The organism is Acidobacteriota bacterium, assembly GCA_035471785.1.
GTDB lineage: Bacteria > Acidobacteriota > UBA6911 > RPQK01 > DATIPO01 > JANQFM01.
Genome location: DATIPQ010000062.1, coordinates 12,456 through 25,352, shown reverse-complemented (window position 1 = coordinate 25,352; position 12,897 = coordinate 12,456). Strand labels below are relative to the sequence as shown.

Annotated in this window: 8 protein-coding genes; 1 reads left to right on the top strand and 7 read right to left on the bottom strand. The window is 64.0% G+C overall.

Going from position 1 to position 12,897, the window contains the following annotated elements:
• The first annotated feature begins 222 nt into the window (after window positions 1-222).
• Window positions 223-3,966, top strand: a complete 3,744-nt coding sequence (locus VLU25_08870; GenBank protein HSR68041.1) for a carboxypeptidase regulatory-like domain-containing protein — start codon at window positions 223-225, stop codon at window positions 3,964-3,966.
• A gap of 437 nt (window positions 3,967-4,403) precedes the next feature.
• Here VLU25_08870 and VLU25_08865 read toward each other — a convergent pair whose 3' ends face one another.
• The 7 genes from VLU25_08865 to VLU25_08835 all read right to left on the bottom strand — a co-directional run bounded on the left by VLU25_08865 (window position 4,404) and on the right by VLU25_08835 (window position 12,892).
• Window positions 4,404-5,522, bottom strand: a complete 1,119-nt coding sequence (locus VLU25_08865; GenBank protein ID HSR68040.1) for a tetratricopeptide repeat protein — start codon at window positions 5,520-5,522, stop codon at window positions 4,404-4,406.
• A 92-nt stretch (window positions 5,523-5,614) separates the two neighbouring features.
• A complete protein-coding gene (locus VLU25_08860; GenBank protein HSR68039.1) occupies window positions 5,615-6,613 on the bottom strand; it encodes a dihydrodipicolinate reductase in 999 nt (332 codons plus the stop codon).
• Window positions 6,610-7,953 carry a tetratricopeptide repeat protein gene (locus VLU25_08855; GenBank protein ID HSR68038.1) on the bottom strand — a complete coding sequence of 448 codons (1,344 nt, stop codon included), beginning with the start codon at window positions 7,951-7,953 and terminating at the stop codon, window positions 6,610-6,612. Before VLU25_08855 ends, VLU25_08860 begins: the two co-directional genes overlap by 4 nt.
• 83 nt (window positions 7,954-8,036) lie before the next feature.
• Window positions 8,037-9,647 (bottom strand): 2,3-bisphosphoglycerate-independent phosphoglycerate mutase, encoded by a 1,611-nt coding sequence (gene gpmI, locus VLU25_08850; GenBank protein HSR68037.1) that lies wholly within the window; start codon window positions 9,645-9,647, stop codon window positions 8,037-8,039.
• A 63-nt stretch (window positions 9,648-9,710) separates the two neighbouring features.
• Complete coding sequence (locus tag VLU25_08845; protein ID HSR68036.1) at window positions 9,711-10,208, bottom strand: DUF5658 family protein; 498 nt, start codon at window positions 10,206-10,208, stop codon at window positions 9,711-9,713.
• 78 nt (window positions 10,209-10,286) lie between these two features.
• A complete protein-coding gene (locus tag VLU25_08840) occupies window positions 10,287-11,069 on the bottom strand; it encodes a tetratricopeptide repeat protein (protein HSR68035.1) in 783 nt (260 codons plus the stop codon).
• Window positions 11,066-12,892: a BatD family protein gene (locus VLU25_08835; GenBank protein HSR68034.1), complete on the bottom strand. Its 1,827-nt coding sequence runs from the start codon at window positions 12,890-12,892 to the stop codon at window positions 11,066-11,068. The genes VLU25_08840 and VLU25_08835 overlap by 4 nt, the downstream gene beginning before the upstream one ends.
• Window positions 12,893-12,897: the final 5 nt, after the last annotated feature.

The following is a 12,897-nucleotide window of genomic DNA, read 5'->3' as shown; positions in this document are numbered from 1 at the left end:
GGTGTCGAAGACAGGTTTCTTGCGCTTCTGAGCAGGCATGTCTTTACAGGTGGCATCGGATTTGCTAGTCTTTCGGCCAACAATCTCGTGGCTAGATTTGTTTGGTCGTGCCTTTTGGGAGAAAGGGCACCCATAAACCGTTTTGGGCGAGTGCGTTAGCTATTTTGCGCGGGCCTGTGGTAGGCGCCGTCGCAGATGGATTGACTAGGGAGGTAATTCCGCATGTCACGACAGCGTTGTTTGAAAACCTTATTTGCGGCTGCCTGGGTCCTATGCTTTGTGGCCCTGAGCTGCACCAGTCTGTTCGGGCAGACGACGTCGCTGACTGGGACCGTAAAGGATCCCCAGGGCGGCATCGTACCCGGCGCGACAGTCACTGCGGTGTCGGCGGCTGGAGCTGAGCGGTCGGTTCTCACTAATGACGAGGGCCGTTATCAGTTCCTGCAACTTTCGCCGGGGACCTATACGATTCGCGCCGAACAGGCCGGCTTCAAAACCACCACGGCGAGAGACGTCCGTTTGTTGGTCGACACCCCCGCCACTCTGGATCTCAAATTGGAATTGGGGGAGATTAGCGAGGTGGTCACCATTACCGGGGCCGCCGAGCAAGTCCTGAACACCTCGGACGCCACTATCGGCAACACTTTTAATGAAAATCAGATCGTCAACCTGCCGCTCGAATCGCGCAACGTCGTGAACCTGCTCAGCCTGCAGCCCGGAGTCGACGTCCAGGGCAACGTGACGGGAGCCCGTCGCGACCAATCGAACCTGACGCTGGACGGGATCGACGTCAACGAGCAGCAGACGGGTACGGCCTTCACGCCGGTCTTGCGGGTGACGCCCGACTCGGTGCAGGAATTCCGCGTCACCGTCACCAACCCCAATGCCAGTCAGGGCCGCTCCTCGGGCGGGCAGGTCTCGTTGGTCACCAAGTCAGGCACCAACGACTGGCACGGATCGCTCTATCACTTCCACCGCAACACCGCCACCACGGCCAATGACTTCTTCAACAACCGTGTTCAGACGGCGGGCGAGGACGGACGTTTCGGAACCGAGGACGACGGCCTCGACACGCCGGTCCTGCTGCGAAACCTCTTCGGAGGTTCCATCGGAGGTCCCATCGCCAGGGACAAGGCTTTCTTCTTTTTCAATTACGAAGGCCGCAAGGACCGCAGCCAGTCGAACCGCATCAATACCGTGCCTCTTCCCCATCTGGGACAAGGACTGGTCAGGTACCAGAACACGTCCGGCGAAACCGTCACATTGACGCCCGACGACATCCTCAACCTCTATCCGGCAACGGGCGGAGTCAACCCGGTGGCGCTGGCCGTTTTTGCCGACGCCGCCCAGCGTTTCCCCGCCAACGACAGTTCGGTGGGCGATGGCTTCAACACCAGCGGATTCCGCTTCAACGACTCGACGCCGCTGGATCAGAACACCTGGATCGGCAAAGTCGACTTCAACCTCAGCGACAACCAGCAGCTTTTCATCCGCAGCAACTACCAGTGGGACAACCAGCAGTTCAGCGCGGCTGAGAACCCGCTGCTGCCCCGCTTCCCCGGAGGACCCTCGCCCGGCCTTTGGAGCCACCCCTTCGGGATCGGCGCCGGCCATACCTGGACGATCAAGCCGACCTTGATCAACACCTTCCGCTACGGACTGACGCGTCAGGCCTTCTCTCAGCAAGGCGACTCGGGTGAAAACTCCTACCGTTTCAGGGACGTCTTCCAGGAGTTCGACTACAGCCGCACGCTCAACCGCACCACGCCCACTCACAACATCATCAACGACATATCCTGGATCAAGGGTTCTCACACGCTGCAGTTCGGAACCAACATCCGCCTCATCGACAACAACCGGGCCACCTTCGCCAATGCCTTTGACGACGCCGTTACCAACCTGGGCTTCTACCAGGGAGCCGGCTCGGTGCTTTCCGATCCCATCGACGACTTGGCGCCGGCCTCCGAACGCGTTTTGCAGAACGCCGTGGCCGCCGTGCTGGGTCGCTTCAGCCAGTACACGGCCAACTTCACCTTCGACGCCGACGGCTCGCTGCTCCCCAGCGGAACCCCCACCGACCGGAATTTCGCCACCGAGGAGTACGAGTTCTATTTCGAGGACGCCTGGCAGGTCACTCCCGAGTTGACCCTCAATCTGGGTCTGCGCTGGGGCGTCAACACGCCGGTCAACGAGACCCAGGGCTTTCAGGTGCAGCCCACCGTTCCGCTGGACACCATCTTCCAGCAGCGGGTGGCTTCGGCCAACATGGGCGTGCCCTTTAACCAGCCCGTCATCGTCGACACCTCCGGGCCTTTCTACGGCAAGGACGGATACTACCCGACCGACTACAACAACTTCGCTCCCAGAATCTCGGCCGCCTGGTCTCCCAACTTCGACGGCGGCTTCCTGGGCGCCCTTTTCGGACGCAACGGCGAATCGGTCTTCCGCGGCGGCTTCGCCATGACCTACGACCGCATCGGAAGCCAACTGGCGGTTTCCTTCGACCTCAACAACACCTTGGGCTTCTCCTCTTCGACCACCATCGCGGCGGAGACCTACAATGTGACCGACAATCTGGCGCCCCTCTTCACAGGTTTCGGCCAGGACATCCGGTCGCTTCCGGGAATCCCCACGCCCACGGACTTGACCTTCCCGCTCAATACGCCCTCCGACCGGTCGCGCCGCATCGAGTCCTCTTTGGACAGCGCGCTCACCACTCCCGTCAACTACAGTTGGAACTTCTCCATCGGACGCGAGTTCGGAGACGGGCTCTTCATCGAAGCGGGATACATCGGACGCAGCGCCCGCAACCTGCTGGCCACCCGCGACATCATGCATCTCAACAACCTGGTGGACCCGGCCTCCGGCCAGTCGTTCTACCAGGCGGCCCGCATCCTGATGGACAACCGTCTGGCCGACACGCCGGTTGAAGACATCGGAGCCATCCCCTTCTTCGAGAACCTGTTCCCCAACCTCAACTTCGGTTTTGGCGGAACGGCCACCACCAACGCCTACGGCCTGGTGGCTCGGGGAAGAGCCGGCGGCTTCGACATCCTCGACTGGACCTTCTTCCAGGCCATCCTCGACACCCGCGGCGAAATCGACTGCGGACTGGGAGACGGCCGTAGCTGCATGTTCTTCCACCCGCAGTACGCGGCCTTCTCGGCCTTCAGCACCATCGCCGAGTCGGACTACCACGCTCTGGCCGTCACGGTGCGCGAGCGCTTCGGCGATTCGCTCAACTTCGACTTCAACTGGACCTGGTCGAAGTCGTTCGATACGGCCTCCGGTCTGCAGACCAGCGGCACCTTCGGAGCGGCGTTTATCGTCAACCCTTTGAATCTGGACCTGAGCCACTCGGTTTCAGACTTCAACACCCAGCACATCGTCAACGCCAACTGGCTGTGGAACCTGCCTTTTGGCCGGGGACGGCGCTTCGGAACCAACTCCAACAGCATCGTTAACGGCGTACTGGGCGGATGGGCCTTCAACGGCGTCTTCCGCTGGAACTCGGGACGGCCCATCGGCAGCCCCTTCGAGTCCGCCCGCTGGGCCACCAACTGGAACCTCTCCAGCAACGTGACCCGCATCCGCGACCCGCGTCCGGGTCCCACCAAGAGCGGCGACAATCCCAACTTCTTCCCCGACGTCCAGTTCGCCTACAACAGCTTCCGCGACGCCTACGCCGGGGAAGTGGGCGACCGCAACGTCTTCAACCGCTCCTCCTTCATTACCCTCGACTTCGGTCTCCATAAGGCTTTCCGCATGCCTTACAACGAGAGCCACCAAGTCGTGTTCCGCTGGGAGGTCTTCAACGCCACCAACACCCAGCGCTTAGGAGCGCCTGGAAACACCGGCGTGCTGGTTGATCCGCAAGAAGGCGAGCCGCCGCCGAATTGGTTCAACATCACCGGCATCCAAGGTATGCCACGCGTCATGCAGTTCGGTCTTAAGTACGAATTCTAAGACCTCTGCAAAGGCGACATCTGAAGGCCGGCCCGGTTCACCCCGGGCCGGCCTTTTTATTGCGTCGATGGAACGGCGGCGGCGGAAGGTCTTGAGCCGGCCCCGTTGCGTTATTCCACGCTTTCAGCCTGGATGGCTGAACTACAATGACCCAGGGTTCTGACCCTTGCGACGCTTCGCTCGCCGCGGGTCCCACCCTGGGCTGGCGCATCGCTCGCTTTCAGCGAGCCCGGACTTGGCTTTCAACACCGGCGCTGGCTCCCTTTCTTGTCCCTGCAAGGGACAGATTCGTTGGCCCATCAGGGTAAGCCCCGGCGAGCATAGCGAGACCGCGGGCGCCACCTTGCCTTCAGGTGTGCGAAGGTCCGAACGCTGGAGAGGGTGCAATAACGCAACTGGGTGGATCAAGACTTGCGACGCACTGCAGCAAAGGCCGCTTAGCCGGCCTCTTCGATCAGGCCCTGCTCCGCCCAAACCTGGAGCTGGCGGCGGATCTTTTCTTCCATCTCGGGGGAGGGCTGGCCCACCTCAAGATAACGGCGCAGGTACTTGGCGGCGCCCGCGACTTGTCCCTGGCGGGCCATGGCGTCCCCCATCATCAACAATGAGCCCGGATACTGCTCGATGGCCCCGTTCTTCTCGATGACGGCGAAGGACTCCATGGCCTCTTCCAATCCGCCCGTGCTGTAGCGGGCCAGACCGTTGTAGTAGTGAGCCTTGGAATCGTTGGGAGTCAGCTCCACCAGCTTATCGGTGTACTCGAGCGCTTGCTGATAGCGGTACTGCTCAAGCTCCATTTCAGCCAGAGTCAGATAGGGCGGAACGAAATTGGCATCGGCTTCAATGGCCTTCCGGTAGGCCTGGTAGGCGGCATCCCGCTCATCCATTCCCAACTGGGTGTCCCCCAGGAACTTCCAGGCTTCGGCGAAACCGGGATAGATTTCCACCGCCTGCTGGGCATGACCGGCGGCACGCTCATATCTGGGATTCTTCCGGCCCAGCTCTTTCTTGGCCTTGTTGAGCGCTTTGACCGCATCTTTGGGGGCCGACAGGGTCGAAGCGCTGACCAAAGTGCCGGCCGTGGGCTGCACCTGGTGAATCGTAATGACGCCGACGTCAGGCTCGAAGATGCTCTCCACGCCCAGCGTGATCTTGTTGGCGCGCCAGTCGGGCCGGGGGGTCACCCTGATTTCGCAATTGGTGAGATCGTAACGCCCGTCGCCGCTTTCGCGCAGGCCGCCTCCAGCTCTCAACCCTCCGATGCCGCGGCCTCCCACCTCCAGCGTATCCGGACCGGCCGAACTGGCGCTCAACTCGGTCGGTCGCCGCGCCTCGCCCAGGCGAAAATGGAAGCTGCCCTCGTGGCGCGTCCGGGCCACCTGGATGACGCGGGCATTGCACAAGAACTCGACCTTCACCTCATGGGGAGGGGCCGAGCCGTCTTCCATCACGACCTTGCCGGAAAGGGTCAGGATGTCCGGAGCCTGGGCAAGACCGGAAGCGGAGAGAAGAAGGGCGATGACTGCCAGAAAAAGCGGGGAATGACTATTCTTCAAGGGGCACCTCTGAGAAAGACAGGAGTCTTTAAAGATATCACAACCGCATCCCGGCGAGAGCGCTCAAGCCGGGACGGGACGCCCGAAACCGATCAGTTGCGGCAACTCACCAGAGGGATGTCGGCCATGGTGCGCAAGCCGGCGGGGGCGCGCAGGATGGTATGGGCGGCGTTGGCGGTGATGGCGCAGGTTCCGATGTCTCCGTTGACGCCGCCGGGAATGACGATCTCCAGGGGAGGCGAGCCCATGATATGGATGCGGTCGCGGGGATTCTCCTGCCCCACGGCAGCCTGGAAGACCAGCGTCATCACTTCCAGCCCGTCACGCCATCCGCGGCCCGTCTGCTTTACGCCCAGGGCCTGTCCGGGCTGGATGGTGTGGTCTTCCAACTCGACTTCTCGCTCGGCGATGACGGGTTCCACCTCGTCTTCGGTCCGTTCCAGCGTCCAGCCCAGGCAGGCGGCCATCAGGTGCATCGATTCGGTCAGTCCCACGTGGCGCAGGCTGCCCTCCTCGACGCGCCGGGTGAATTCTCGAGGCGGCAGTCCGGCGCCGATCTTGCGCTGAAAGGGCAAGCGGCGGAAGACGGCGTCCTGAATGCGCTCGACCCGGATGCTGTCGACGCGCTGGCAGAGTCCGGTGGCGGCGGCGGGAAGATAGTCCATGAGAAAGCCGGGATTGATGCCGGTGCCCAATACGCTGACGCCCTGCCGGCGGGCTTCGCTGTCGATGCGGGAGGAGAGCTCGGGATGGGTCTCCCAGGGAAAGGCCAGCTCTTCGCAGGTCGAGACCACTTCCCACCCGCGGGCCACGCACTCCAGTATCAGAGGGCCGGTCTGTTGCAATTGCGATGAGGTGGTGAGGATGACGACGTGGGCGGCTACTCCTTGCAGGTCTTCAAAGCCGGACACGACTTTGACGTCCAAAGGCTGGCGCAACTCGGCCAGCGCGTCCAGGGATTCCCCCTCTTTCTCCGGATTGATGTCGACCGCGCCCACGATCTCGATCCAGGGCCGCTGGGCCAGGAGGTGGGTCAGCCGCAGGCCGATGGGACCCAGTCCGCATTGGATGACCTTGATTCTCTTCCTCATAATTGCAGTTCTCGTCCTCTCCGTTGCCAGCGTTGCAGGGCTTGCGGATCGTTGAGCCGGCGGGCGGCGTCGATGGCCGCCTCCACATCCTGCACGCTCGGCTGCACTCTGTAAAGGTCTTCCAGGACATCCAGATGACGGCGCAGCTTGTCGGCAGCCTGGGGAAGGCCCTGGCGGTCCAGGGCCAGGGCCCAATCGCGGTAGAGATGGGCCAGAATCTCCAGAGAGGGGATGCGCAGCCCCTCTTCCCTCACCGATTGCCCCAGGTCTTGCAGCGCCGGGCCGAAGCGGCCGAAGAGCCACTGGCAACGGCCGCGGGCGAAAAGCAAATGGGCGCGCATGGAGGGAGAGCCGGGGGCGGGCGGCGATTCGAGTCCGGCCAGGACGTCGACATAAGGCTGATCGGGAGGGGACGCCCTCAAAGCCCTCGAGAACTCCCTGACGGCCTGATCGGGCTCTTCCATGCGCTCGTAGGCGCGGGCCAGGGCCAAGTGGCCGTGGACAGGCCGGCGGCGTTGCAGAAGGCGGAAATCCTCCAGCGCCGCCGTGGGCCGTCCCAGGGCCAGGTTGACGTAGCCGCGGCAAGCCCGGAAGGCCAGGCCATCGGCGCCCTGCTCGATTCCTTTCCTCAACATCTCCCATACCGGCTTGATGGGGGCCGGATCGAGATTGGCGCCCATCTCCTCCAGCACGTCGCCTTGCTGCTGGGCCAGGCGGCGCTGAAAGTCGCCCAGCTCTTGAGCCAGCCACAGCAGGGCCTGACGGATGGCGGGCTCCGGGCGGGAACGGCCGATGTGAGCGTCGAAGTGAGCGAACGCCCCGATCAGAGCCTTCTGGAACTCCCGGTCGTAGGGGGTGGAGACCTCGCCGGCCATCCATTTCAGGCCGGCGGCATGAGCTTCGGCCAGCAATTCTCCCGCCTCCTCAGGCGGGGACTGCGGGGCATCGGGCAGGCTGAGACCCGAGTGGCCCGTCCCCTCAGCCAGCCACAGGGCCAGAGGACGCGTCCACTCATCCCCTCCCCCGCCGGGTCCCGGGAAACTGGTCTCGTCCAATACCCGCGAGCCGGCCACGTCGATGAGTTGAAAGCCGATCTGAGCAAGCGAGTCGCCGTAACAGCCGCACACTCCCACCCAGCCGGGATGTCCGGGCGTTTGCATGAAGAACTCAGCCGGGGTGGAGTAGTCCCCGGGACGCACCCCGAAGGTGGGGAAATCCAGCCCGTAGCCCGCCATCAAGTCGGCGAAGACCGATGCCAGCCCCATGCCCAGGGCCCGCCGCTGCTGAAAGTCACTCTCCCGGGGCGCCATGGGCGCCCAGAAAAATCGCCGCTCCTCCATGGCCCGAATGCTAGCACTCTTGGGCCCGACGGTGCGGACGAGGGCGAAGTTCGCAGTAGCGGATTGCGAAGTTCGATAGCGGGTCAATCGAGCAGAGAACGGCCGGTCATCTCTTGGGGTCGAGGAAGACCCATCAGGGCCAGCAGAGTGGGAGCGATGTCGGCCAAGCGCCCTCCCTGGCGCAGCGTAGCGCCCTTCAGTTCGTCGTCCACCAGGATGAGGTCGACGTCGTAAGTGGTGTGGGCAGTGTGGGGACCGCCGCTGCGGGGATCGACCATCTGCTCGCAATTGCCGTGATCGGCAGTCACCAGCAGCGCGCCTCCCTTGGCCAGCACGGCTTCCACGACCCTGCCCACGCAGCGGTCGACGGCTTCCACCGCCTTGACGGCGGCCGGCAGCGAGCCGGTGTGCCCCACCATGTCGCCGTTGGCATAGTTGAGAACGAAAAGGTGGTAGCGGCCGGAAGCGATGCGGCGCAGCATTTCCTCAGTGACCTGGGGGGCCGACATCTCCGGCTTCTGGTCATAGGTCGAGACGTCGCGGGGCGAAGGCAGGATCTGACGGTCCTCTCCGGGAAAGGGATCGTCGCGGTAGTCATTGAAAAAGAAGGTGACGTGAGGGAACTTCTCGGTCTCGGCGCAGCGGAACTGGCGCAATTCCAGTTCGCTGAGGTATTGCCCCAGAATGTTTTTCATCTTGGGGGGCTTCTGGAAGATCACCTCCACCGGCAGTCCCTGCTCGTAGGCGCTCATGGTGGCGAAGTAGAGATCGTCGATTTTTTCTCCCCGATCGAATCCCCCGCCCTTGACCTCTGCCCAGTCCCGGTCGGAGAAGGTAAAGGCCTTGGTCAATTCACGGGGACGGTCGCCGCGGAAGTTGAAGAAGATGAGGGAGTCGCCCGCCTTGACGGTCTGTTTGGAGTCCACCTGCCCTTGCGGGGCGATGCTGGAAGCGGTGATGAACTCGTCGCCGCGGCGGCTCGGCTCACTGGGATGGTCATAGTAGTGCTGAACGGCGGCCCGGGCGCTGGAGAAGACCTTGTCGGCGCCCTGGGTCAGCATGCGGTAGGCTTCTTCCACCCGGTCCCAGCGGTGGTCGCGGTCCATGGCGTAGTAGCGCCCGATGACGCTGGCCACGCGTCCCACCCCGGCTTTGCCCAGATGCTCCTGCAACTGCCCGATGAACTCGATTCCGCTTTGGGGCGGCGTGTCGCGTCCGTCGGTTATGACGTGGACGAAAAAGCGTTCGGACGGGAAATCGAGGCGGGCGCACAAGTCGATGACGGCGAAGGCGTGCTGCATGTCGCTGTGGACGCGGCCGTCCGAGAACAGGCCCAGCAGGTGCACGCAGCCGCCATTCTCGCGGGCGTGACGGAAGGCCCCCAGCAGCTTCTCGTTGGCGAAGAAGCTCCCGTCGCGGATGGACCGGGTGATGCGCATGATCTCCTGATCGACGATGCGTCCCGCCCCGATGTTCTGATGGCCCACCTCGCTGTTGCCCATGACGCCCTGGGGCAATCCCGCGTCCTCCCCCGAGGTATGGATCTGGACGGTCGGATAGTCTTTGACCAGGCGGTCGTTGACGGGAGTGTCGGCCAGGTAGACGGCGTTGGCCTCGTTCCACTCGGGATAGGGGTTGTGGCCCCATCCGTCGCGCACGATGAGCACCACTGGACGCTTTCTCAGTTCAACCATGGCGCCAGTATAGCGTGACTGCGTCACCAACTCTCAATCTCCAAGAACCCAACTCGCAAGCGTTCAGGGGAGCCGCAGGCTGAGGGTGATTTCCCAGAGAATGACCAGGGTATAGACGAAGGGGACGGCGAAGAGCAGATGGCGGCCGGTCACGCCTGCGAAAAAGGGGCGGTGCTTGTGGGCCAGGAAGAAGAGCAGGCTGGCTCCCGTGATCAGATACTTGCTGAGCAGGAAGGGAGTGGGTCCCATCTGCAAGAAGAAGTTCATGAGGGGATTGACTTCGCGGGCCCCGCGGGCCACCAGTTGGAGGGTGAAGAAGGCGTCGGCGGTGCTGAGCAGCAGAGCCGTGACCAGAGTCAGCACCAACGGCACGTCATAGCGGTCGGCGTAGCCATAGGTCAGGCGGTCGCGTCTGCGCCGGGGACCCATGCGCCGTCCGCGCCGGGTCAGGGAGTAGGTGCTGAGGAATGGAGTTGGTTGTCGGCGGCGGTCTTGGCCGCGGCGCTTCTCTTCCAGCTCGCCGCGGACCGCGGACATGGGCCCCGCAATATCTTGTGACATCCTCAAAATTCTAAGAGACCGAGATGGGTTGTTTTCGTGATCCTGATCACAAAGGATGAACCAGAGGGGCGGGCGGCGTCAAACCGTCTCGAAAGAAGTGCGCGGGATCCATCCCACCTTGCCGTCGGGAAGCACGATCTCAGCCCACTCGCCCGACTCCTGCTCGATGCGGAAGCGGGTCCCCTCGTGGATGGTGAAGACGCGCAGCCCGGCGTCTTGGGAGGGGGCGCTCTGCACCTCCACTTGCCGGCTGAGGACGACTCCCTCGCGCGGCAGCAGCCAGTCGCCGCGCTGAGCGGCCAGAGTGGGCGCCAGCAGCAGCAAGAGCGCACCTGCGGCCAGGGCCAGACGCCATCCCCACAAAGACACCGCCGGACGTCGGGCCAGCAGGTGAAGGACGAAGGCGGCCACCGCGCCCACCCAAAGCAGGGCCGTCAGCGGGCCCAGAAGGCGGCCGGGAACGAGATAGACCCATGCCTTGAGCAGGCGCAGAGGAAGGAACTCGGGCAGGGGCTCGATGTCATCGGCCAGCAGCGATTCCACCAGGCGCAGGTTGGCTTGCAGGTCTTCGTCCGCCGGCATCAGGCGCGCCGCCCGACGGTAGTTGAGGATGGCGCGTCCCAGCTCGCCCAGCTTGTAGTTGCAGTTTCCGATGTTGTAGTAGAGCGGGCCGCTCTCGTATCCCCTCTCCAGGATCTGCTGATAGCTTTGCAGCGCTTGCTGGTACTGGGCGTCGCGGTAGTGCTGGTTGCCCTTCTCGAAGAGGCTGCGGGGGTCATCCTGGGCCGCCAGCAGGCCGGTCATCAGGGCAACCCAGAGCAGCGGACGCAGTGCGGCCGGAGCCGGGCGCAAAGCTCTCATCCCTTCACCTCGCGATCCAGCCGGGTCATGGCTTTCTCAGCCCGCCCGATGAAGTCGGCCATCTCGGAGGCCGTGGCGGCCACCGGGGAGAAGCGCTTCAAGTCGCAGGTGCGGATGCACTCGAAGTACTCCTCGATCAGTTCCTGGGAAGCGCCCTTCTCGGCCAGGCGGGGCTTGACCTGTTGGCTGATCATTCCGGCCTCGGCGATATTGAGCTTGTCGCCCACGAAACCGCTCAGGGCGCGTCCGACTTCGGCGTAGAACTCTTCCTGCTTTTCGGGATCTTGCAGGTTGCGGGCGCTCGCCAACCGTTTGCGGGCCCTGCGTCCGGCCCGGCGCTGGCGGGCATAGGCGACGTCGGCGGCCAGCCGGTCGGAATGGCGGCGGTAGCCGAACGCCAGAGCCACTGCCAGCAGAGGACCCAGCGCCAAAGCCCAGAAGGTGGCGCCGCCCCACCAGTTGGCGCCGCGCCGGCGAAAATCGGAATCGCGGGTCTTGATAAAGCGTATGTCCTCGGCCACCTGGCGGATTTCGCCGCGGCTTCTGGCCCCCGCCACGGCCGGAGCGTCGGGATCGCCCGTGACCTCCAGCTCGAGAGCGGGGGCCGAGGCGCTCTTGTAGCGGCGGCTTGACGGGTCGAAGAAGGCCACCTCCACCGCCGGAAGGGTCTTCTTTCCCGGGCTGCGCGGGATCAGCACCCACTCGAAGACCTTGCGCCCCCCGATGGGATCGGACTCCAGGTTCATGCTCTCGCTGATCTTGGGCGGATAGACTTCGAAGCCGTCGGGGAACTCGATTTCAGGCTGGGGCAGCGTGCGCAGATTGCCGCTTCCGCTGACGGTGAGACGGTAGGTGACGGCCTGGTTGGCGTCCACCTGCCGGCGGTCGACGGAAGCGCGCAGGTTGAGGCTGCCGGCCACCCCGCTGAAGTTGGCCGGACGCCCTTGCGCTGGAAAAGGCAGCACTTCGATTTCCAGCGGCTGAGTCTGCAGGCGCTTGGGGACGGTGCGTGAACCGAAGAGTCCGGAGTCGAAGATGTCGAAGGGATCGCGGGAGCGGCGCCGGCTTCGCAGGCGGACTTCCGAGTCCACCGTCATGGCGCCCACCGTCTTGGTCCCCGGCGCGGTGGGGAAAAGGGCCAGCTTGCGGATGACCGCCACCGTGTAGCGGCGTCCCCCGATGACCTCGGTGGTGGTCTGGGGACCGCGGTCGGGCGTCTCGTACTCCTCGCTCCAGAATCCGGCCGTTGAGGGCGGCGAAGTGATGGCGTAGGTGCTTACCGGGACCAGCGTGTAGATCTTGAACTCCACCACCACCGGCTCGTTCTGGTAGACGCGGGTGCGGTCGGCGGAGGCTCGCAGGAAGAGCTCCCGGTCCGCTACCAGATCGTCATTGCCCGAGCGGTCCAAGCCGGGCTGTGCGCCGGGCGGCGGACCCGGCCGGACGTTGATGCGCACCGGCTTGGTGGAATAGGTGTTGCCGCCCACCCGCACCTTGACCGGGCCGATCTCGTGCTGTCCCAACTCAGAGGCCCGGAAGAGGAACTCGTAGGTGACGGTTCGGCTGCTGCGTCCGTTGCTCCACTCGAAGCGCTGAGAACTGCTGCGTCCCAGGAAGGAGGCGAATGAGCCGACCGGGGGCAACTCGGTCTCGGCCCCCTCAACGTCGCGCCCCCGCACCTCGACCACCAAGGCGAAGGTCTGGTTGAGCCCCACCACGTCCTTGTCGAGGCTGGCCGAAACCTGCACGTCCTGAGCCAGGGCCAGCCCCGCCCAAAGCGCCGTCCAGATCGCCAAACCGAGTCCTGCCGGGATTCTTCGCATGGCCC

Bases quoted from the DNA above. Each gene is read 5' to 3' on its own strand.
- VLU25_08870 (HSR68041.1), top strand. From the start codon at position 223: ATGTCACGACAGCGTTGTTTGAAAACCTTATTTGCGGCTGCCTGGGTC.
- VLU25_08860 (HSR68039.1), bottom strand. From the start codon at position 6,613: ATGAGGAAGAGAATCAAGGTCATCCAATGCGGACTGGGTCCCATCGGC.
- VLU25_08855 (HSR68038.1), bottom strand. From the start codon at position 7,953: ATGGAGGAGCGGCGATTTTTCTGGGCGCCCATGGCGCCCCGGGAGAGT.
- gpmI (HSR68037.1), bottom strand. From the start codon at position 9,647: ATGGTTGAACTGAGAAAGCGTCCAGTGGTGCTCATCGTGCGCGACGGA.
- VLU25_08845 (HSR68036.1), bottom strand. From the start codon at position 10,208: ATGTCACAAGATATTGCGGGGCCCATGTCCGCGGTCCGCGGCGAGCTG.
- VLU25_08840 (HSR68035.1), bottom strand. From the start codon at position 11,069: ATGAGAGCTTTGCGCCCGGCTCCGGCCGCACTGCGTCCGCTGCTCTGG.
- VLU25_08835 (HSR68034.1), bottom strand. From the start codon at position 12,892: ATGCGAAGAATCCCGGCAGGACTCGGTTTGGCGATCTGGACGGCGCTT.